We start from the raw sequence: 21078 nt of genomic DNA, 5'->3' as shown, positions 1-21078 counted from the left end.
CCGCAGCGGATGCCCCCGGCCCAAGGTCAGCCAAATGATGATTCACATACCCGGCGTGCTGACGCCGGAACAGGTGCGGGAAAGCGTAAGCCTGCTGACGCAGGCCGATTGGGCCGACGGCAAGGCGACCGCAGGATTCCAGTCCTCCCTCGCCAAGGACAATCTGCAATTGCCGCACGACTCCCCGCAGGGCGGGCGTGTCGCCGCGATGATCGAGCAGGCCTTGCGGCGCCATCCCCTGTTCTTCTCGGCGGCGCTGCCGGCCAGGATCTACCCCAAGCTGTTCAACGCCTATGCGGGCGGACAATCCTTCGGCACCCATGTCGACAATGCCATCCGCTACCTGCCCGACGGCTCGGACAGCATCCGCACGGACATCTCGGCCACACTCTTCCTGTGCGAGCCCGACGACTACGACGGCGGCGAACTGATCGTCGAAGATACCTATGGAACGCATGCGGTCAAGCTACCCGCCGGCGACATGATCCTGTACCCCGCTTCCAGCCTGCACCGTGTCAGCCCGGTGACCCGGGGCACGCGGCTATGCGCGTTCTTCTGGATCCAGAGCCTGCTGCGCGACGCCCGCCAGCGCGCCCTATTGTTCGACCTGGACACCGCCATCCAGGAAATCGGGCATGCGCTTGGCCATGGACACGCCACCGTGGTGCGCCTCACCGGCGTCTACCACAATCTGCTGCGCGAATGGGCGACGCCTTGAACGCCGCAGGCTTAACTGAAGCGCGAGAAATCCGGGCGGCGCTTCTCGAAGAACGCCTTGAACGCCTCCTTGGCTTCCGGCGCCTGCAGCATGCGCCGGAACACCTCGCCCTCCTCCGCCATCTTGGCCTGCACGGCAGCCTTGTCGCCGCCCTTCATCAGCCGCTTGGTTTCCCGCAGCGACGAAGCCGGCAGCGCGGCCAGCTTGCGCGCCTGCTGCTGCACGAACTCGTTGAGCTCCGCCACCGGCAGCACGCGCGTGGCCAGGCCGATCTGTAGCGCTTCCTGCGCGCTGAACGCCTCACCCAGCATCAGTTTCTCGGCAGCGCGCTGGTGACCCAGCAGGCGCGGCAGCAGCATGCTCGATGCCGCCTCCGGGCACAGGCCCAGCTGCACGAACGGCAGCGACAGCTTGGCCGTCTCGGAGACATAGACCAGGTCGCAATGCAGCAGCATGGTGGTGCCCACGCCCACCGCCGGGCCGCTCACCGCCGCCACCAGCGGCTTGCTGGCCTGGCTGATCTGCTGCAGGAACTGGAATACCGGCGCCGGCTGCCCGCCCTCGTCCGAGGTGGGCGGACGCTGCATGAAGTCTTCCAGGTCATTGCCCGCGGTAAATACTTCCGGCTTGCCGCGGATCACGATCACGCGCACGGCGGGGTCGGCATCGGCGACGCGCAGCGCATCGGCCATGGCCTGGTACATCGCCGCCGTGATGGCGTTCTTCTTGTCGAGGCGATCGAACTCAAGGGTCAGGATGCCTTGCTCGATGGTGGTCAGGATGCTCATGAAATCGTCTTCTCCTTACTGCTTGGTTGACTTGTCCGCCATGCTGAAGCCCGTTCACTCGAACGCCGGCGGATCCTCGCAAAGATAGCTCATCCCGAACGCCTTTGCGCCGACGTTGAGCGCCACCGTCAGGCTCATCGGCGCCAGCATCAGTTCCACGCCATGCTGCTGCGCGGTGCGCGCGAGCGACTGATAGGCAGGCAACGCTTGAATCGCCCCGGGTGGCCCGGCATAGCTCAGCGATACCGCCGGGCTGAGCAAGCGGCCGCTGCGGATGCACTGCTGCGCATGCGCCATCACGCGGCGCATGCCTTCGTCCGCGCCGCGCGCCTTGGCCACCGGCTCGGTCTGGCCGCAATGCATATGCACGACGGGGCGGATATTGAACGCGCTGCCGAGCATGTAGCGGCCCCAGGTGATACTGTTCTCGCCCTTGTGCTTGGCCCGCGTGTACATGTAGAGCAACTCGTCGGGCACCAGGAACATATGCGCGGCATCGCGCAGGCGTGTCTCCACGGCCTCCACCACCGTTTGCGCGCTGGCGCCGCCGCCCAGCAGGCGCGCCGCCTCGCGCACGATCAGCGCCTGGCCCGGGCCGATCGCGCCGGTGTCGATCACCTTCAGCTCGAACAACCCCGTGCGCCCCGCGTCCTTGCGTGCCTTGAAGCTCCTGGCCACGGTGCCAACCACGGCGCCCGAGGCATGCGCATACAGTTTGCTGCGGCTGCTGGCGATGGTGAGCAGCAGCGCGCGGTCGCATGAGGTCACCACATGCTTGAGCAGGTGGTCTTCGATCTCGCGCTCCAGCAAGGGGATGGATTCAGCGTAGTGGTCCTGCTTGCCGACCAGATACTGTTCGTAAAGCGACGGCAAGGCCGGCTCGTCGCGCACGTCGGCCACAAAGCGGTCGCCCGCGCGAATGCGGAACGGCACCGTGCGCACGCCAAGCTCGGCCATCAGCGAGCGCGGCATGTCGCACGCGGCGTCGGCCAGGATGAGTGTCTCCTGCATGTAGTTGTTTCCTCCCTGTCAGGCGAGCCGCATCGAGGCGGCAGCTGTCTCCTTGTGATGGCACCGCTTTCTTCACCTGATAGAGAGTTCGGGGCGGGCAGCACGAACGCACCTGGCGCCCAGGCTGCCTGCCCCACGGCGCGTTTAGACGCGCTCGAAGATACCTGCCGCGCCCATGCCGGTGCCGACGCACATGGTGACCATGCCGTACTTCAGGTTGTTACGGCGCAGCGCATGCACCACGGTGGCCGAACGGATCGCTCCGGTGGCGCCCAGCGGGTGGCCCAGTGCGATCGCGCCGCCCATCTGGTTGACCTTGGCCGGGTCCAGCTGCAGGTCGCGCATCACCGCCAGCGACTGCGCGGCGAAGGCCTCGTTCAGCTCGATCCAGTCCATCTGGTCCTGCGTGAGGCCGGCCGCCTTGAGCGCCGCGGGAATCGCTTCCTTGGGGCCGATGCCCATGATCTCGGGCGGCACGCCGCGCACCGCGAACGACACAAAGCGCGCCAGCGGCACGAGGTTGAACTGCTTGAGGATCTTTTCCGAAACCAGGATCAGCGCACCGGCGCCATCCGAAGTCTGCGAGCTGTTGCCGGCGGTGACGCTGCCCTTGTTGGCAAACACCGGGCGCAGCTTGCCCAGGCCTTCGATCGAGGTCTCCGGACGCGGGCCTTCGTCGAGCGAGATGGTGCGTGTCTTCACGTCGACCAGGCCGCTGGCCAGGTTGGGGAATTTCTCGACGATCTCGATCGGGGTGATTTCGTCCTTGAACTCGCCGGCCTGCTGGGCGCGGATCGCCTTCTGGTGCGAAGCGAGCGAGAAAGCATCCTGGTCTTCGCGGTTGACCTGCCATTGCTGTGCGACCTTCTCGGCGGTCAGGCCCATGCCGTAGGCGATGCCGATGTTCTCGTCGCGCTCGAAGATCGCCGGCGACATCGACGGCGAATTGCCCATCATCGGCACCATGCTCATCGATTCCACGCCAGCGGCGATCATCACGTCGGACTCGCCCACGCGGATGCGGTCAGCGGCCATGGCCACGGCCGACAGGCCGGAGGCGCAGAAGCGGTTGACGGTGATGCCGCCCACGGTATTCGGCAGGCCCGACAGCAGCGCGCCGATGCGCGCGACGTTCAGGCCCTGCTGCGCCTCAGGGATGGCGCAGCCAACGATGGCGTCTTCGATCAGCCTGGGATCGAGGTTAGGCACCTGCGCCACAGCCGCGCGCAGGATGGTGGCCAGCAGGTCGTCCGGACGGGTGTTCTTGAACGCGCCCTTGGGAGCCTTGCCGATCGGCGTGCGGGTTGCGGCAACGATGTATGCGTCTTGCAGTTGTTTCATGATGTCGGTTCCTCGCTTGCCTTAGTTGCGCACCGGCTTGCCGGTCTGCAGCATGCCCATGATGCGTTCCTGGGTCTTGCCCGTGCCGAGCAGGTCGACAAAGGCCTTGCGTTCCAGCGCCAGCAGCCATTCCTCGCTGACCAGCGAGCCGGCTTCCACTTCGCCGCCGCACACTGCCTCGGCGATGCGGCTGGCAATCAGGAAGTCGTGCGCGGAGATGAAGCCGCCGTCGCGCATATTGGCCAGCGACGCCTTGATGGTGGCAATGCCGGAGCGGCCTGCCACCGGCACCAGCGTGCCCGGCACCGGGGCGCGGTAGCCGGCGTTGGACAGCGCGCGCACTTCGTTCTGCGCCACGTAGAGCAGCTCATGCACGTTGAACACGATGGTGTCCGATGGCTGCAGGTAGCCCAGCTTCTGCGCGTCCAGCGCCGAGGAGGAGACCTTGGCCATGGCCGCTGCCTGGAAGCGATTGGTGAGGAACTGCAGGTAGTTGGTGCTGCCGGCGGCTTGCGCAGCACGTGCGGCAGCCAGCGCGGCCTCCTTCAGGCCGCCACCGGCCGGCACCAGGCCCACGCCGACTTCCACCAGGCCGATATAGGTTTCCAGCGCGGCCACGCGCTTGGCCGAATGCAGCATCAGCTCGCAGCCGCCGCCCAGCGCGATGCCGGACGCCGCCGACACCACCGGCACGGCGGAATACTTCACCCGCATCATGCCGTCCTGGAACTTCTTGACGAAGGGCTCGATGCCCTTGGCGCCGCCCATCATGAAGGCCGGCATCGCGGCTTCCAGGTTGGCGCCCGCGGAGAACGGGCCGCCCGGCGCGCCCAGTTGCAGCGACGTGGGCTGCCACACCACCAGGCCCTTGTACTCGGCTTCGGCCAGGTCGATGGCGCGCGTCAGGCCGTCGATCACGTCCGGGCCGATGGTGTTCATCTTGCTCTTGAACGAGACCACCAGCACATCGTCCTGGCCCTCGCTCACCCAGATGCGCACGGCATCGTTTTCTTCCACGGTGCGGCCGGCCTTGCGCGGATCCGTTGCGGCAGTGCCCTTGACCGTGGCACGGAACACCTGGCGCTCGTACACCGGCAACGCATTGCGCTGCACGAAGGCTTGCGCGGCGGGCGACCATGAACCCTGCGCGCCATGCACGCCCTGGTTCTCGGCCACCGGCCCTTCGAAGACCCATGCGGGCAGCGCCACGTTGGCCAGGCCCTTGCCGGCTTCGATGTCTTCCTTCACCCACTGGGCCACCTGCTTCCAGCCAGCCGACTGCCAGTCCTCGAAGGGGCCGGAATTCCAGCCGAAGCCCCAGCGGATCGCCAGGTCGATATCGGCGGCGGAGCCGGCGATCTGCTCGAGGTAGACGCCGATGTAGTGGAACACGTCGCGGAACACCGCCCACAGGAACTGCGCCTGCGGGTTGGTGGACTCGCGCAGCAGCTTGATGCGCTCGGCCGGTTCCTTCTTCAGCATGCGCACCACGATCTCGTCGGCCTTCTTGCCCGAGTCGACGTATTGGCCCGTCTTGGGATCCAGCACCTTGATGGCCTTGCCTTCCTTCTTGTAGAAGCCGGCGCCGGTCTTCTGGCCCAATGCGCCCGCATCCACCAGCCCCTTGAGCACGGCGGGCGTCTTGTACACCGGCGCGAACGGATCGTCCAGCAGGGTGTCCTGCATGGTCTTGATCACGTGGGCCATGGTGTCCAGGCCCACCACATCGGCGGTGCGCAAGGTGGCGGACTTGGCGCGGCCCAGCTTGGAGCCGGTCAGGTCGTCGACCACGTCGAAGGGGATGCCGTACTTCTCAGCCTCGGCGAACACCGCCAGGATCGAGAAGATGCCAACGCGGTTGGCGATGAAGTTCGGCGTGTCCTTGGCGCGCACCACGCCCTTGCCGAGCGTGGAAGTCAGGAAGGTTTCCAGGCGGTCCAGGATCGCCGGCTGCGTGGTGGCGGTCGGGATCAGCTCCACCAGGTGCATGTAGCGCGGCGGGTTGAAGAAGTGCACGCCGCAGAAGCGCGATTTCAGGTCCGCGTCGAAACCATCGGACAGCGCGGTGATCGACAGGCCCGAGGTATTGGTGGCGAAGATCGTGTGCGATGCCAGGTGCGGTGCGACCTTCTTGTACAGATCGTGCTTCCAGTCCATGCGCTCGGCGATGGCCTCGATCACCACGTCGCACTCCTTGAGCAGCGCGAGGTCGTCCTCATAGTTGGCAGCCTGGATCAGGCCGGCTTCGTCCTTGATGCCCAGCGGTGCCGGCGAGAGCTTCTTCAGGTTCTCGATGGCACGCAGCGAGATGCCGTTCTTGGGGCCTTCCTTGGCCGGAAGGTCGAACAGCACCACGGGCACGCGGGCGTTGACGAGATGGGCGGCGATCTGCGCCCCCATGACGCCGGCACCCAGCACGGCGACCTTCTTGACGATGAAATTGGACATGCGCGCTCCTAGGAAAGTGAGCGTTGAGATGAGGTGGGCTGGCTGCGCGTGGCGCTGGGGTTGCTTCAGTTCCTGCTGCTGCCGGTGTGCTCCCCTCTCCCATTTCATGGGAGAGGGGAGCACACCATCGGCATCCGCAGCGCCGTGGCAAACAGCTTGCGCCCGCGCTAAGACAACCGCATTAATTCAGGACAAACAGTCCGTCAGAACAGATCCGCGTCCAGCGCCATCAGCGTGGCCGAACCAGCGCGTGCCATGCGGATCTGCGATGCCGTCTCCGGCAGCAGCTTGGCAAAGTAGAAGCGTGCGGTCGCCAGCTTGGTGGTGTAGAACTTGTCGCCGCTGGCTTCCTTCTCCAGCGCGATCTTGGCCATGCGGGCCCAGAAGTACGAGAACACCAGGTGGCCCACCACGCGCAGGTAAGGCACGGCGGCCGCGCCGACTTCGTCGGGGTTGCCCATGGCCTTCATGCCGATTTCCATGGTGAGCTTCTGCACCTTGTCGCCCAGGTCGGCCAGCGGATTGACGAACTCCTGCATGGCTTCGTTGGTGCCCTCTTCCTCGACGAACGCTTGCACGATCTTGCCGAAGGCCTTCATCTTGGCGCCCATGTCGCCCAGGATCTTGCGCCCCAGCAGGTCCAGCGCCTGGATGGTGTTGGTGCCTTCGTAGATCATGTTGATACGCGCGTCGCGCACATACTGCTCCATGCCCCACTCGGCGATGTAGCCGTGGCCGCCGAACACCTGCATGCCTTCGTTGGTGGCGGTGAACGCGTTATCGGTCAGGAAGGCCTTGATCACGGGCGTGAGCAACGCAACCAGGTCGCCCGCTTCCTTGCGCACGGACTCGTCCGGGTGCGACAGTTCGCGGTCGATCTGCAGCGCGGTCCAGTAGCTGAACGCGCGGCCGCCTTCGGCAAAGGCCTTCTGCGTCAGCAGCATGCGGCGCACGTCCGGGTGCACGATGATCGGGTCAGCCGGCTTGTCCGGGGCCTTGGGACCGGTCAGCGCGCGCATCTGCAGGCGGTCCTTGGCATACGCCAGCGAGTTCTGGTAGGCCACCTCGGTCAGCCCGAGGCCCTGCATGCCCACGCCCAGGCGGGCGGCGTTCATCATCACGAACATGGCGTTCAGGCCCTTGTTGGGCTCGCCCACCAGCCAGCCGCGCGCGCCATCCAGGTTCATCACGCAGGTGGCGTTGCCGTGGATGCCCATCTTGTGCTCGATCGAGCCGCACTTGATGCCGTTGCGCTCGCCCGGGTTGCCGCTCGCATCGGGGACGAACTTTGGCACCACGAACAGCGAGATGCCCTTGGTGCCCTGCGGGGCATCCGGCAGCCGTGCCAGCACCAGGTGGATGATGTTGGCGGACAGATCGTGCTCGCCGGCCGAGATGAAGATCTTGGTGCCGGTAATGGTGTAGGAGCCATCGGCCTGCGGCTCGGCCTTGCTGCGCAGGATGCCCAGGTCGGTGCCGCAATGCGGCTCGGTCAGGCACATGGTGCCGGTCCACTCGCCGSAGACCAGCTTGGGCAGGTAGACCTTCTGCAGCTCGGGCGTGCCGTGCGCATGCAGCGCTTCGTACGCGCCGTGCGACAGGCCGGGGTACATGGTCCACGCCTGGTTGGCCGAGTTCAGCATCTCGTACAAGGCATTGTTGACCAGGATAGGCAGGCCCTGGCCGCCGTATTCGGGGTCGCAGCCCAGTGCCGGCCAGCCGGCTTCCACGTACTGCTTGTACGCTTCCTTGAAGCCCTTGGGCGCCGTCACCACGCCGTCGCCGACGTAGGTACAGCCTTCGCGGTCGCCGCTCTGGTTGAGCGGGAACACGACCTCGGAGCAGAACTTGCCGGCTTCCTCAAGCACTTGGTTGATGGTGTCCGCGTCAACGTCGGCGTGCTTCGGCAGCGCCTTGAGTTCGGCTTCCACGCCGAGCAATTCATGGAGCACGAACTGCATGTCGCGCAACGGTGCGGTGTACTGGCCCATCAAAGACTCCTTGGAGGTTTGCAAAGCCGCTACGCCGCCCGTGCACGATCCGGCACGGGACGCCGCGGCGGCGTCAGGTACGGTAGGACTGAATCAATTTATTGAGCGCGACCATGGCAAGCTCGGCACTCGCGGGCAAGCGCAGGAAGCGGGCGTCATGATGCAAGCCTAGTTCAAGGCTGTACATTTCAAACAGCATCAGGCGCGGATCGCAATCCGCGCGCAGGTGCCCCTCTTCCCGTGCCTGGTCGATGGCACGCGTCAGCGCGGCGCGCCAGATGGTGACACTCTTGACGAGTTCGTCACGCACCGGGCTTTCCGCGCGGTCGTCGTACTCCACCGCCCCGCTGATGTAGATGCATCCCGTGGTCACTTCCTGGATGCGCTTTTCCATCCAGCGGCGCACCATGGACTGCAGGCGCGGCAGCCCGCGCGGCTCGTGCAGCGAGGGATAGAAAACCTCCTGCTCGAACCGGCGGTGATACTCGCGCACCACCTCCACCTGCAAGTCCTCGCGCGAACCGAAATGCGCGAACACGCCGCTTTTGCTCATCTGCATGCGTTCCGCGAGCAGCCCGATGGTCAAGCCTTCGAGCCCGTCGCGGGACGACAATTCCAGCGCGGCATCCAGAATTGCCACGCGCGTCATTTCCCCCTTGCGCATGGGCGCGGGGGACGCGGAAGTGGCGGATTCGAGACGAGCTGACTGGTGTCGCATGATTTTTTCTCCGTTCTTCGCGGCGCGAAACGGATCGCGCCGCGTATGACCCTGACGTTATGCATTTTTTTCGCTGCCCGGCTGACTGCTTCACCGCCTGGCAGACGCGAATGCACGCAGTCTAAGGCAAAAAAGAACGACCGTTCAGATTATTGTGATCGCGCCCGCTGGCAGCAAGCTTTTAATTAGATCGGGGTTTCTAAACGCAGCGGCCGCGCTCCTGCGCCGCAACATGCCGCGACGCAGCGAGATATCGATCCTTGTTGCCGCGAATGATGCACAGCAGCATCGCCCCACCGGGTATTGTCCCGCGATCAGTAGCGCCCTGTCACGCCGGCGATGATCACGCCGACACGCAGCACCATATAAGCGGCCCAGTTCGCCACCCGGCGCAACGCCGAACGGCGCGCATGCGTGGCGGCCTTGACCTCGATGCTGCGCGAGGCAATGGCGTGCTCCAGCTCCTGGCGCAGCTCGGCGCAGAACGCGCCGTCATAGACCGCGACATTGGCCTCGCGGGCCAGCAGCAGGCTGAACGGGTCCATGTTGCTGGAGCCCACCGTGGCCCAGGCATCGTCGACCACGGCCACCTTGGCGTGCAGAAAACTATCGGCGTATTCGTAGATCTCCACGCCGGCGCCGAGCAAGGTTGCATAGAGCGAATGGGTTGCATAGTGCTGCAAACGGTACTCGACCCTGCCCTGGAGGAGCAGCCGCACGCGCACGCCGCGCTTGCGGCACGCCAGCAGAGCGCGGCGCATCTTGTGCCCAGGCAGGAAATAAGCGTTGGCAATGATCACTTCCCGCCGCGCGCTGCCCAACGCCTGCAGGTACTGGCGCTCGATGGCGCGGCGGTTGCGCAGGTTGTCGCGCAGCAGCAGCACGGCGCGCATGCCGCCGGCCTGGTCCTGGCGCGGCAGCGGCAGGTCGGTGATCAGCGGAAACTCCGCCGCCACCCCCGCCAGGCCGACGCTGCGCATTTCGCCGCGCAGCGATAGCTGCCACCACAGGCGCTCGGCGGTCAGCGCGATCTGGTTGACCAGCGGGCCCCGCACCTCCACCGCGAAATCGTAGCGGGGGCCGAGCCCGGCGCTCTCGAAGGGCCCATGGTTGTGGTCGTCGATGATGTTGATGCCGCCAACAAAGCCGATCTGCTGGTCGATCACGGCCAGCTTGCGGTGCAGCCGGCGCAGGTTGCGCCGTGCCAGGCTAAAGCGGCGCAGCGGACGGAAGATCTTGAGGCTCGCCCCGCCCTCGCGCAGGCGCTCGGCGAGCCCGGCCGGCATGTCGCCAGCGCCGAAACCGTCCACCACCAGGTGCACGGCCACGCCGCGCCCGGCGGCACGGATCAGCGCGTCGCTCACCGCCGCGCCGACCGCATCGTCGGCATAAATGTACGTCTCGAGCGAAACCGAGAATACGGCTTGATCGATCGCGGCAACCAAGGCCGGGAAGAACTCATTGCCGCCGCGCAGCAAACGGACCGCGTTGCCGCCCAGAGGCCTGCCGCGGCGCCATTCGGAGCGCAGTGGGCCGGCATGCCGCGGCGCGCGTGCGGGGGCATCGTCGCGGCTTGCGGCAAGCGCGGGAGGCGGCGCGCGGGGCGGGCGTGGGGGCGGAATCGATGACATGAGCCACATTATCAGGCACGCCGATGTCCTGTGCGTGCGCCCGGCGGCGCGCGCGGCGCACACAGCGTGTGGGGCCATGCGCGCCGCGGCGGCCGTTCTCTGCTATCGTCGCCGTTTCATCCCCTCGCACCCCCCGACATCGTGAAGGTTTTCGGCATCTCCGGTGCGTCCGGCAGCGGCAAGACCACGTTGCTGGATCAAGTGATCCCGCGCTTCGCCGCCGCCGGCCTGCGCGTGGCCGGCGTCAAGCACACCCACCATGGCTTTGACCCGGACACCCCGGGCAAGGACTCCTGGCGCATGCGCCAGGCAGGCTGCGCCAACGTCGTGCTGGTGGGCGCGCGGCACCTCACGCTGATGCGCCACTATCCCGAAGCCGAGGCCTCGCCTGAGCTGGCCGATGCGCTGGCCGTGCTGCCCGCCGACACGGACCTGGTGCTGGTGGAGGGTTACAAGCGCAGCGATTTCCCCAAGCTGGAAGTGTTCCGCCCAGACCTGGGCAGGCCTGCGCTGTGGCCGGAAGTGCCGAGCATCGTGGCCGTCGCCAGCGACCAGCCGCAGGCGGTGGCCGTGCTCACCGCCCTGCCCGTGCTGGACCTGGCGGACCTTGACGCGATCTGCCAGGTCATCCGCGACGGCGCGCTCGAACTTACGCCCGCACTGGCCGCCGCCTTGGCGCAGCCTCACCAGACCTGATAGACATGCCCGCTGCGCGGCCCTTCCACACTGCGCTGGAAGGCCAGCGCGACGCGCGCCGCCGGCACCGGCTCAAAGCCGGGGAAGAAATCGCCATACGCGGGCCATGATTCCTGCACTACCGTCGGGCTGACCACATTGATGCGCAGGCCGCGCTCCAGCTCGGGCGCCGCGCTACGCACGAACCCTTCCAGCGCCGCATTGACGCTGCCGGCATTGGCGCCCATGCGGATCGGCTCGCTGCCGACAATGCCGCTGGTGAGCGTGATCGAGCCGCCGTCGTTCAGGAAATGCTGGCCAACCAGCGCCAGCCGCACCTGTCCGAGCAACTTGTCCTGCAGCCCGATTTCGAAGTCTTCGGCCCGCATCTGCGCGAGCGGCCCGAAAAACAGGCTTCCGGTCGTGGCAACGATGGCGTCCACCCGGCCGGTCGCTTCGAACAAGGCCTGCACGGATTCCGGCCGGGTCAGGTCGACCCGATGATCGCCGCGCGACTTGCCGACCCGCACCACGTCGTGGCGAGCCGACAGGTTCTGTACTACCGCCTGCCCGAGCGTTCCGCTGGCTCCGATCACAACAATTTTCATTGCATTCCCCATGGTTCTGGTTGTCTAGGAAGACGGCATTCTTTCTGCCGCCATCAGGAATGCATTGTGAAAGTGGATTCAGGAGGGATAAATGGGCTAGGATTTCGCGCATCCCTAATTTTTTATTAGCAATCCATGGACAAGCTGCGCAGCATGGAAGTGTTTGCCGCCGCCGCCGAAGCCGGCAGCTTCAGCGCCTGCGCCGATGCGCTGGGCCTGTCGGCGGTGATGGTAGGCAAGCATGTCGGCCAGCTGGAGCGGCATCTGGGCGTGCGTCTGCTGCAACGCAGCACGCGCCGCCAGAGCCTGACCGAAGCCGGCCACCTGTTCCTGGAGGAATGCCGTCAGATCCTGGAGCGCGTGCGCAAAGCGGAGACCGTGGCCGAGCGCCTGCACAGCCAGCCACGCGGCCGCCTGCGCGTGACCGCGCCGGTGACGTTGGGGGAGACCGCGGTAGCCGAAGCGGTCTCGGCCTACCTGCTGCGCTACCCGGAGGTCACCGTGGAACTGGTGCTCGACGACGCTTTCACCGACCTGATTGCCGATGGTTTCGACGCCGCCGTGCGCATCGGCGCACTAGCCAGCTCCGACCATCTGGTGGCACGCCCGTTGCGGCCGTATCGCATGGCGATCTGCGCGGCGCCGGCCTACCTCGCGCAAGCGGGCCATCCGCGCACGCTGGCGGACCTGGCAGGGCACCGCTGTCTGAATCATCTGTTGTGGCCGCAAGGCATGGGGTGGCCGGCCCCCGAGGATGGCGCGGCGCCCAAGTCATCGGTGCCGCTGGCGGCCAACAACGGCCAGGCGCTGCGGCGCGCGGCACTGGCTGGCTGTGGGGTGGTGATGCAGCCGGAAGTGCTGCTGGCGGCGGACATAGCCGCCGGGCTGCTGGTCCCGTTGCTGGAAAACGCGATGCCAGTGCCAAGGCCGGTCCACCTGCTCTATCCGCGCGACCCCCGGCCGCTGCCCAAGCAGGCCTGCTTTGTTGACGTCATGCTGGAGAAAATGGGGGCCTGAGGAGGACCTGAGGAGGGCCTGGGGATAGCCCTCAGGAAGTCGTGCCTGCCCTGGCCTTGTGGACAACCGGCCGCTCCGGCACGGCAATGCGTGCAAGCTCCGCCATCAATGGCACGTGGTCCGAGCGCTGGGCCCAGTCGCGGCCGGTCAGCGCGCTGGCGTGCTCGATCTCGAAGCCGCGCACATAGATGCGGTCGAGTTGCCACCAGGGCATGTGGCTGGGAAAGGTGTGCAGCCGCGCGCCACCCGCGGAGGACACCTCCGTCGCCCCAAGCGTGGTGCAGATCAGGTTGTCGAGCCGGTGGTTCCAGTCATTGAAATCCCCCGCGATCAACAGCGGCGCCTCGGCTGGCACCACGTCCTGCACGCGCTTGACCAGTGCCTCCGCCTGGCGCGCGCGGCTGCGCGCGAACAAGCCGAAATGCACGCAGATCAGGTGGGCCTCGACCCCATTCATATCCGCTACCGCGTGCAGCAAGCCGCGCTGCTCGAAGCGATGGTCGGAGATGTCGAGGTTTTCCGACATCAGGATCGGATGGCGCGACAGGATGGCATTGCCGTGGTGCCCGTGGTCGTACACCGCATTGCGGCCGTAGACCGAATGCGGATACGCGTCGGTCGCCAAGTAGTTGAGCTGGGTGTAATCCGGGTCGAACAAGGCTGCCGCCACCAGGCGGTCATTGCGATCCTGCACCTCCTGCAGGAAGACGATGTCGGCATTCACCACGTGCAGGCCATCGCGCACGTTATGGATACGCGACTTGCCCTTGATGCCGGTCACGCCCTTATGAATGTTGTAGGTGACGACGCGCAGCCTCATAGGTCCGCTCCGCAAGCCGCACGCTGCCCCTGCACCCGCCAGCCCAACTGCAGCACCGCCTCGGCATTGCTGGTCGAGAAGCAGAGCGCGGCGGCCTCCTGCCACGGCAGCCACTGATACTGCAGGTGCTCGCGCGGCGCCAGCGTCACCGGCACCGGCTGCGCGACACGCAAGCCAAACCAGTGCTCGGTGTTGCGTGTCACGCCCGGCGCGTAGCGGTGGCGCCACTGCGGGTAGATTTCGTACTCGATGGTGTGGTTCCAGTCGTCCAGCCGGTGCTCGGCGGCGATCAGGCCGGTTTCCTCGGCCACCTCGCGCGCGGCCGTCAGCCCGAGCGGCTCGTCGGGCGTGTCCAGGCTGCCGGTGACCGACTGCCAGTAGCCCGGCCGGTCGGCGCGCTCGATCAACAGCACTTGCAGGTCTGGCGTGTGGATCACAACCAGGACGGATTCAGGAATTTTGTAGGACATGGGGATAGGGCAAACGGCGTCCCCAAGCTTACCGCAGATGCGCCCGGGCACCATGGGAAACATGGCGGGCATCACGAACATGGCGATCTTGCTGCCCGCGCCCAGTCATGCAGCGTGGACGCTGGACGGAGCCGGCGTCTCGCGCAACCAGGTCTCGAATACGCCCGGCGAGTCGCCGTGGCCCCACGCGGCGCGCAGTTGCTGCATCAACGGGGTCAGCGCGCGCGTGTACTCGCGCGAAGCCACCTGCGCATGCGCGGCCAGGCGGTCCGCGCATTGCTGGACCTGCGCCTGCAACTGCGCGCGCTCGTGCGCGATCTCTTTTTCGCGCACGCCCAGCGTGTTGTATTTCTGGATCAGGAAGCGCTGGTAGTCACCGGCTTCCACACCTTGGGCGGCCTGTGCATTGACCTGCTCGAAGCGCATCACGATGCTGCCGGTCTCCTGCTCGATATGCGCGGCCTCCGCGACCAGCGCCTGCAAGCCGTCCTGCAGCCGCAGCGCTTCGCGACGCTCGTCGCGCAGCTTCACAACGTACTCATCGAAGCTGCGCTGGGCCGTCAGGTAAGCCTGCACCACCGGCTGCGGCGCGACCACCAGCAACGGATCCGCGCCGCCCGCGCGGCTGCCCTGCAGCAAAGCGTCATCGGGCAGCCTCAGGTTGCCAAGGTCCTCCAGCCAGCGCCCGCGCGCCATGACGGTGCCCACCGTATCCAGCGCCACCCGGCGCAGGGCTTCGGCGCGCTGCATCTCCACCGGCTCCAGCATCGGCACGCCCCCACCGCCGCCGGTCTTCGCAGCATGCGCGATATCCGGCACACAAGCCGCCACCGTGGTCGCCACGGACTCCGACATGGCCACCGCCGAGCGGCGCACCGCGCGCCGCAGCTCGAAACGCGCCAGCATCATCATCGCCAGCCCGGCCGCCAGCCAGGTGAGGATGGTCTCGGCATGGGCCAGTAAAAACTGGCGAATCAGTTCTACATCCAGGTGCACGGCAAAATCCTCCCGCGCGGCCGTCGTGCCTTCGAATTGGGCTTGCGGCTTGGCGCTATAAAGGGAGAAGACTGGGCGGGAGGGGGCTTCGTTCCGCGATGTAACAATTGGAAACCAGCGATTGGGGGCTGGCTGTGGCACGTGGCATGAATCGCAGCCACCAATGCAAAAAAGGCCGCGCTGTCGCGCGGCCTTTTCAAGCAGTCTGAACCCCGGCTCAGGCCGTCTTCGGCTCCGCGGCGCGCAGGCGGATATGCAGCTCGCGCAGTTGCTTCTCGTCGACCGAGCTCGGTGCTTGCGTGAGCAAGTCTTGCGCGCGCTGGGTCTTGGGGAAGGCGATCACGTCGCGGATCGAATCGGCGCCGGCCATCATGGTGACGATGCGATCCAGGCCGAAGGCCAGGCCGCCGTGCGGGGGCGCGCCATATTGCAGCGCGTCCAGCAGGTAGCCGAACTTGGCACGGGCTTCTTCCTCGCCGATCTTCAGGGCGCGGAACACCTTGCTCTGCACGTCCTCACGGAAGATCCGCACCGAGCCGCCGCCCATTTCCCAGCCGTTCAGGACCATGTCGTAGGCCTTGGCGATGCACTTGCCCGGATCGGTTTCCAGGTACTGCATGTGCTCGTCCTTGGGGCTGGTGAACGGGTGGTGCATGGCGACCCAGCGGGCATCGTCCTCGTCGTACTCGAACATCGGGAAGTCGATCACCCACAGCGGCTTCCACACGTCCTCGAACAGGCCGTGGGTCTTGCCGAACTCGGAGTGGCCGATCTTCAGGCGCAGGCCACCGATGGCGTCGTTGACGACCTTGGCCTTGTCCGCGCCGAAGAAGATGATGTCGCCGTCCTTGGCGCCGGTGCGCTTCAGGATCTCCGCGATGGCCGCGTCGTGCAGGTTCTTGACGATCGGCGATTGCAGGCCGTCGCGGCCCTTGGCCACTTCGTTGACCTTGATCCAGGCCAGGCCCTTGGCGCCGTAGATGGCGACGAACTGGGTGTAGGCATCGATCTCGCTGCGCGAGATGGCGGCGCCGCCCGGCACGCACAGGCCAACCACGCGGCCGTTCTCGCTATTGGCGGGGCCGGAGAACACCTTGAAGTCGACGTCCTTCATGGCGTCGGTCAGTTCGGTGAACTCGAGCTTGACGCGCAGGTCAGGCTTGTCCGAACCAAAGCGAGCCATGGCTTCGCGGAATTCCATCACGGGGAAGCTGGCGTCCAGGTCGACGTCGATGGCGTTCTTGAACACCGTGCGCATCATGTCCTCGAACAGGTCGCGGATCTCCTGCTCGTTCAGGAACGAGGTCTCGCAGTCGATCTGCGTGAACTCGGGCTGGCGGTCGGCACGCAGGTCCTCGTCGCGGAAGCACTTGGTGATCTGGTAGTAGCGGTCGAAGCCCGACACCATCAGCATCTGCTTGAAGATCTGCGGCGACTGCGGCAGCGCGAAGAAGTGGCCCGGGTTGGTCCGCGACGGCACCAGGTAGTCGCGCGCGCCCTCGGGCGTGCTCTTGCCCAGCATCGGGGTTTCGATGTCGATGAAGCCTTGCGCGTCCAGGTACTTGCGCACTTCCATGGCCACCTTGTAGCGCAGGCGCAGGTTGTACTGCATCTGCGGGCGGCGCAGGTCCAGCACGCGGTGCGTCAGGCGGGTGGTCTCGGACAGGTTGTCGTCATCGAGCTGGAACGGGGGCGTGACCGACGGGTTGAGCACGGTCAGCTCATGGCACAGCACCTCGATCTTGCCCGAGGTCAGGTTGGTGTTCTCGGTGCCGGCCGGACGCGGCCGCACCTTGCCGGTGATGCGCACGCAGAACTCGTTGCGGATCTCTTCGGCTGCCTTGAACATCTCGGGGCGATCGGGATCGCACACCACCTGCACCAGGCCTTCGCGGTCGCGCAGGTCGATGAAGATCACGCCACCGTGATCGCGGCGACGCTGCACCCAGCCGGTGAGAGCCACTTCCTGGCCCGAGAGTTGTTCGGTCACGAGACCGCAATAGTGAGTACGCATGGAGGACATAAGAGAATTCCCGGAATAACGCGGCCGCCGATGCGGCCGGCGATCAATTTGAATGCGATGAGCCGGCGGACTCGGCGAGGGCTTCTGCCTCCGCCTCACCGGCGCGCGCCGAGCCGCTCTTGCGCGGCAGCTCGGTCGGCGCCACCACGCCCATCGAGACGATGTACTTCAGCGCGGCGTCGACGGTCATGTCGAGTTCGATGGTATCGGCCTTGGGCATCATCAGGAAGAAGCCCGAGGTCGGATTAGGCGTGGTCGGCACGTAGACGCTGACGTACTCGCCCTGCAGATGATTCTGCACATCGCCGCCGGGACGGCCGGTGAGGAATGCGATGGTCCACGAGCCCTCGCGCGGGTACTGCACCAGCAGCGCCTTGCGAAAGGCATTGCCGGACGAGGAAAGCAGCGTATCCGAAACCTGCTTGACGCTGGTATAGATCGGCCCGACCACCGGGATATGGCGCAGCAGCGCTTCCCACCAGCGCACCAGCCGCTGGCCGATGAAGTTGTGGGCCAGCAGGCCGACCAGCAGGATGAACACCACCGTCAGGATGGCGCCCAGGCCCGGGATGCGCACCTTGAACAGCTGGACCGGCTGCCAGGCTTCAGGCAGCAGCGCCAGGCTCTGGTCCATGGTGCTGATGACCAGGTTCAACACCCATAGCGTGATGCCCAGCGGCACCAGCACCAATAGCCCGGTGAGGAACCAGGTCTTGAGGGCGGAAGTCTTCTTCGCCGGCACGATGCGTTCTGCCCTCAATGGCTGGCGACGGCGCTGCCGGAACCGCCGGCAGTGCTGGTCGGCGCCGTGCTGACGGTGCTGGTGCTGGAGGAATCAGTGGCTGCGCCGGACGAGGCCGGTGCCGCTGCTTCACTCTTGCCCTCGGTGGCGCTGCCTGCGGCCGCCGTGGCGGGCGCAGCGGACGTGCCACCGTTGCCACCGCGGAAATCGGTGACGTACCAGCCCGACCCCTTGAGCTGGAAGCCCGCGGCGGTCAGTTGTTTCTTGAACGTGCCCTTCGCGCCGCAGGATGTGCAGTCGGTGAGCGGGGCATCGCTCATTTTCTGCAGCACATCGCGCCCGTGGCCGCAGGCGTCGCAACGATAGGCATAGATCGGCATAGTGGCTCTCCGCAAGGAGTCTGGAACGGAAATTGGATGGAACCGCATGGCCGCGCCGAGCGGGAAGTTGCCACTCCCGTGCGCGCACCTTGCGGTGCAAAGCCTTGAATTATAAACCGTTCTGAGAACGCCGGGCCGGCGGAAAAAGGGCTGGAAATGCCTTCGAAGCCACGCGTGGCCCGCCGGATGCCCGCAACGCTCAGGCCAGATGGACTTCCTTGACACGCGGATGGTCGTTGATCCACTGCGGCAGCAGCGAGCCGAACACCATGCCGCCCATGGAGACCAGCAGGCCGACCATCTGCGGCGGCACCGCCGCATCGGCGAAAGCGATCTCGCAGCACAGCCAGGAAACCAGCCCGAGGATGATCGCGGCAAGGCCGCCCTGGCGCGTGGCCGGCTTCCAGAACATGCCAAAGGCCAGCGGGACGAACGACGACACCAGAGTGACCTTATAAGCATTTTCCACCATATGGAAAATGGACAGATGCGAGTTCAGCGCGAACAGCGTCACCAGCACGGCGAACACCAGCACCACGGCCTGCATCACGCGCAGGAAGCGGCGATCGTCGAGATGGCGGAAATAGGGCCGCAGGATGTTCTCGGCGAAGGTGACCGACGGTGCCAGCAGCGTCGCCGAGGCGCAGCTCTTGATGGCGGACAGCAGCGCGCCGAAGAACATCACCTGGGCGAACATGGGCGCGTGCGTCAGGATCAGCTTGGGCAGGATCAGCTGCGAATCGGTATTGATGTACTTCTGCACCATCTCCGGGTCGATCATGGTGGCCGAATAGGCCAGGAACATCGGGATGAAGGCAAAGCAGAAGTAGAGCACGCCGCCCAGCACCGAAGCGCGCCCGGCAATCTTCTCGGTGCGCGACGAGGTCACGCGCTGGAACACGTCCTGCTGCGGGATCGACCCCAGCATCATGGTGAACAGCGCGGCCGCGAAGCCGATGATCTGGATCAGGTCCAGCGAGGGCAGGAATTCGAACTTGCCGGCCGCCGCCGCATGCGACACCACCGCGGCCACACCGCCGGCCTGGCCGCTGACTTCATAGCCGATATACAGCATCCCGATCACGATGATGATCATCTGGATGAAGTCGGTCACCGCCACGGCCCACATGCCGCCGAACAGGGTGTACACCAGCACGCTGGCGGCCCCGATCATCATGCCGGCTTCCTGTGACAGCGCGCCGTCCGAGACGGTGAAGAACACCAGCCCGAGTGCCTTGATCTGCGCCGCAACCCAGCCCAGGTAGGACATCACGATGCACAGTGTGGTCAGCACCTCGGCCAGCCGCCCGTAGCGATTGTGATAGTAATCGCCGATGGTGAGCAGGTTCATCCGGTACAGCGGGCGCGCGAAGAACAGGCCGACCAGGATCAGGCAAAGCGAGGAACCAAAGGGATCGGACACTACCCCCGACAAGCCCTCCTTGAGGAAGACCGCGGGGATGCCCAGCACCGTCTCCGAGCCGAACCATGTCGCGAACACGGTGGCGGTGACGATGTAGAACGGCAGGCTGCGGCCGGCGACCGCGAAGTCGGTGGCGTTGCGCACGCGCAGCGCGGCCCACAGGCCAATGCCGACGGAGATTACCCAATAGATGATGACGAACCAGATCAGCATGCTGCTGCCCTATCCCAAAGTGCCCTTGCGGCGAGAAACCGGTTGCCGGTGAGGCGGGATTTGCGGCCAGCCTTGCCCGGAGTCCAATTCATCGGTCGGGGCCGCATGGGTGGCTGAGCTAGCCTGCGGTCGTAGCCGAATCAAAACGCGGATTATAACGACGCCTGCCGCGCGGCGAGAAAAAAACCCGCCGCCACGCGGAAATTGGCCAGCACGGTGCAGCCCTGGCGCCACAGGTGACGTGGACTGCGCCGTGGAGGCCCGCCGCGGCCGCGGCGCCCCGCCATGGTGTGCAAGCCTTGCGGCTTACGCGCGGTTACACAGCTTACAAACCCTGGGTCAGCGCGCCATGTCCGCCGCAGCCAAGGCAGCAACATCGGGCGCCGCGCCCACGAGCCACGCTGCCGCACACGGCCCAACGAGGAAAAGGAGAACACCATGTCGAACCGCCAAACCAAGATGCTCAAGACCCTGATGATTGCCGCAGGCCTGCTCGGCGCCGGCCTGGCCAGCGCCCAGACCGCGGCGGTTTCGCAGGATGTGCAGCGCAACGTCAACCAGGAACAGCGCATCGAGAACGGCCTGAAATCCGGCAGCCTGAGCACGCGCGAAGCGGCCAGCCTGGAAAAGCAGACCGCACGCGTGGACCACATGGAAGCACACGCCCTGGCCAACGGCTCGGTCTCCCCGCGCGAGCAAGCGTCGATCCAGCGTGCCGAGAACCACGTGAGCCGCGACATCGCACATGACACGCATAACGGCATCACCGGCAACCCCGCCAGTGCCTCGTCGCAGCGCATGCAGGCCGACGTGCAGCGCAATATCAACCAAGAGCAGCGCATCAAGAACGGCGTGGCCAACGGCTCGCTCACCAACCGCGAGGCCGGCAGCCTCGAACGCGGCCAGGCTCACGTGGATCGGCGCGAAGCGCGCGCCGGCGCCAACGGCCATGTCGGCGCCGGCGCGCAGCGTGGCATCCAGCGCGCCGAAAACCGCGACAGCCGGGCGATCTACCACGACAAGCACAACGCCCGCGTGCGCGGCTGAGGCAAAGGCCGACGCCTG

General features: G+C 66.0%; 19 protein-coding genes. 4 read left to right on the top strand and 15 right to left on the bottom strand.

Annotated elements, in window-relative coordinates; genetic code table 11:
• Positions 1 to 34: 34 nt before the first annotated feature.
• On the top strand, positions 35 to 718 hold the full coding sequence (locus AB4061_RS32015) for a Fe2+-dependent dioxygenase (protein ID WP_441640230.1): 684 nt from the start codon (positions 35 to 37) through the stop codon (positions 716 to 718).
• An 11-nt stretch (positions 719 to 729) separates the two neighbouring features.
• Here AB4061_RS32015 and AB4061_RS32010 read toward each other — a convergent pair whose 3' ends face one another.
• The 7 genes from AB4061_RS32010 to clsB all read right to left on the bottom strand — a co-directional run bounded on the left by AB4061_RS32010 (position 730) and on the right by clsB (position 10646).
• The gene (locus tag AB4061_RS32010; RefSeq protein ID WP_441640229.1) at positions 730 to 1506 is read right to left on the bottom strand and encodes an enoyl-CoA hydratase; all 777 of its coding nucleotides are present in this window, start codon (positions 1504 to 1506) and stop codon (positions 730 to 732) included.
• A gap of 54 nt (positions 1507 to 1560) precedes the next feature.
• The gene (locus AB4061_RS32005) at positions 1561 to 2517 is read right to left on the bottom strand and encodes a DegV family protein (RefSeq protein WP_441640228.1); all 957 of its coding nucleotides are present in this window, start codon (positions 2515 to 2517) and stop codon (positions 1561 to 1563) included.
• A 144-nt stretch (positions 2518 to 2661) separates the two neighbouring features.
• A complete protein-coding gene (locus AB4061_RS32000) occupies positions 2662 to 3861 on the bottom strand; it encodes an acetyl-CoA C-acyltransferase (RefSeq protein WP_441640236.1) in 1200 nt (399 codons plus the stop codon).
• 18 nt (positions 3862 to 3879) lie between these two features.
• On the bottom strand, positions 3880 to 6306 hold the full coding sequence (locus AB4061_RS31995) for a 3-hydroxyacyl-CoA dehydrogenase/enoyl-CoA hydratase family protein (protein WP_441640227.1): 2427 nt from the start codon (positions 6304 to 6306) through the stop codon (positions 3880 to 3882).
• Positions 6307 to 6509: 203 nt separating this feature from the next.
• Entirely contained in the window at positions 6510 to 8297 is a 1788-nt protein-coding gene (locus AB4061_RS31990; RefSeq protein WP_441640226.1) for an acyl-CoA dehydrogenase C-terminal domain-containing protein, read from the bottom strand.
• A gap of 73 nt (positions 8298 to 8370) precedes the next feature.
• Entirely contained in the window at positions 8371 to 8961 is a 591-nt protein-coding gene (locus tag AB4061_RS31985) for a TetR/AcrR family transcriptional regulator (RefSeq protein WP_043343612.1), read from the bottom strand.
• 368 nt (positions 8962 to 9329) lie between these two features.
• A complete protein-coding gene (gene clsB / locus AB4061_RS31980; protein ID WP_441640225.1) occupies positions 9330 to 10646 on the bottom strand; it encodes a cardiolipin synthase ClsB in 1317 nt (438 codons plus the stop codon).
• 141 nt (positions 10647 to 10787) lie between these two features.
• On the opposite strand from clsB, the gene mobB reads away from it, so the two are divergent.
• Positions 10788 to 11342, top strand: coding sequence for a molybdopterin-guanine dinucleotide biosynthesis protein B (gene mobB, locus AB4061_RS31975; protein ID WP_441640224.1), 555 nt, complete (start codon positions 10788 to 10790; stop codon positions 11340 to 11342).
• Here mobB and AB4061_RS31970 read toward each other — a convergent pair.
• Positions 11330 to 11929, bottom strand: a complete 600-nt coding sequence (locus AB4061_RS31970; protein ID WP_441640223.1) for a short chain dehydrogenase — start codon at positions 11927 to 11929, stop codon at positions 11330 to 11332. The genes mobB and AB4061_RS31970 overlap by 13 nt on opposite strands.
• Before the next feature lie 135 nt (positions 11930 to 12064).
• Here AB4061_RS31970 and AB4061_RS31965 point away from each other — a divergent pair, with 135 nt between their 5' ends.
• On the top strand, positions 12065 to 12946 hold the full coding sequence (locus AB4061_RS31965) for a LysR family transcriptional regulator (RefSeq protein WP_441640222.1): 882 nt from the start codon (positions 12065 to 12067) through the stop codon (positions 12944 to 12946).
• 31 nt (positions 12947 to 12977) lie between these two features.
• Here the strand turns inward: AB4061_RS31965 and AB4061_RS31960 are convergent, their stop codons facing one another.
• The 7 genes from AB4061_RS31960 to AB4061_RS31930 all read right to left on the bottom strand — a co-directional run bounded on the left by AB4061_RS31960 (position 12978) and on the right by AB4061_RS31930 (position 20013).
• The gene (locus AB4061_RS31960) at positions 12978 to 13766 is read right to left on the bottom strand and encodes an endonuclease/exonuclease/phosphatase family protein (protein ID WP_441640221.1); all 789 of its coding nucleotides are present in this window, start codon (positions 13764 to 13766) and stop codon (positions 12978 to 12980) included.
• The gene (nudB, locus tag AB4061_RS31955; protein ID WP_441640220.1) at positions 13763 to 14236 is read right to left on the bottom strand and encodes a dihydroneopterin triphosphate diphosphatase; all 474 of its coding nucleotides are present in this window, start codon (positions 14234 to 14236) and stop codon (positions 13763 to 13765) included. Before nudB ends, AB4061_RS31960 begins: the two co-directional genes overlap by 4 nt.
• Before the next feature lie 105 nt (positions 14237 to 14341).
• The gene (locus tag AB4061_RS31950) at positions 14342 to 15232 is read right to left on the bottom strand and encodes a hypothetical protein (RefSeq protein ID WP_441640219.1); all 891 of its coding nucleotides are present in this window, start codon (positions 15230 to 15232) and stop codon (positions 14342 to 14344) included.
• 217 nt (positions 15233 to 15449) lie between these two features.
• Positions 15450 to 17255 (bottom strand): aspartate--tRNA ligase, encoded by a 1806-nt coding sequence (gene aspS, locus AB4061_RS31945; protein WP_441640218.1) that lies wholly within the window; start codon positions 17253 to 17255, stop codon positions 15450 to 15452.
• A 43-nt stretch (positions 17256 to 17298) separates the two neighbouring features.
• Entirely contained in the window at positions 17299 to 17997 is a 699-nt protein-coding gene (locus tag AB4061_RS31940) for a DUF502 domain-containing protein (RefSeq protein WP_441640217.1), read from the bottom strand.
• A gap of 14 nt (positions 17998 to 18011) precedes the next feature.
• Positions 18012 to 18377: an FmdB family zinc ribbon protein gene (locus AB4061_RS31935; RefSeq protein ID WP_441640216.1), complete on the bottom strand. Its 366-nt coding sequence runs from the start codon at positions 18375 to 18377 to the stop codon at positions 18012 to 18014.
• A gap of 199 nt (positions 18378 to 18576) precedes the next feature.
• A complete protein-coding gene (locus AB4061_RS31930; RefSeq protein WP_441640215.1) occupies positions 18577 to 20013 on the bottom strand; it encodes a sodium:solute symporter family protein in 1437 nt (478 codons plus the stop codon).
• 438 nt (positions 20014 to 20451) lie between these two features.
• Here AB4061_RS31930 and AB4061_RS31925 point away from each other — a divergent pair, with 438 nt between their 5' ends.
• Entirely contained in the window at positions 20452 to 21060 is a 609-nt protein-coding gene (locus AB4061_RS31925) for a hypothetical protein (protein ID WP_441640214.1), read from the top strand.
• Positions 21061 to 21078: the final 18 nt, after the last annotated feature.

The organism is Cupriavidus sp. YAF13 (genome assembly GCF_052113425.1).
Taxonomy (GTDB): Bacteria; Pseudomonadota; Gammaproteobacteria; order Burkholderiales; family Burkholderiaceae; genus Cupriavidus.
This window is presented reverse-complemented; position numbering and strand designations above follow the sequence as displayed.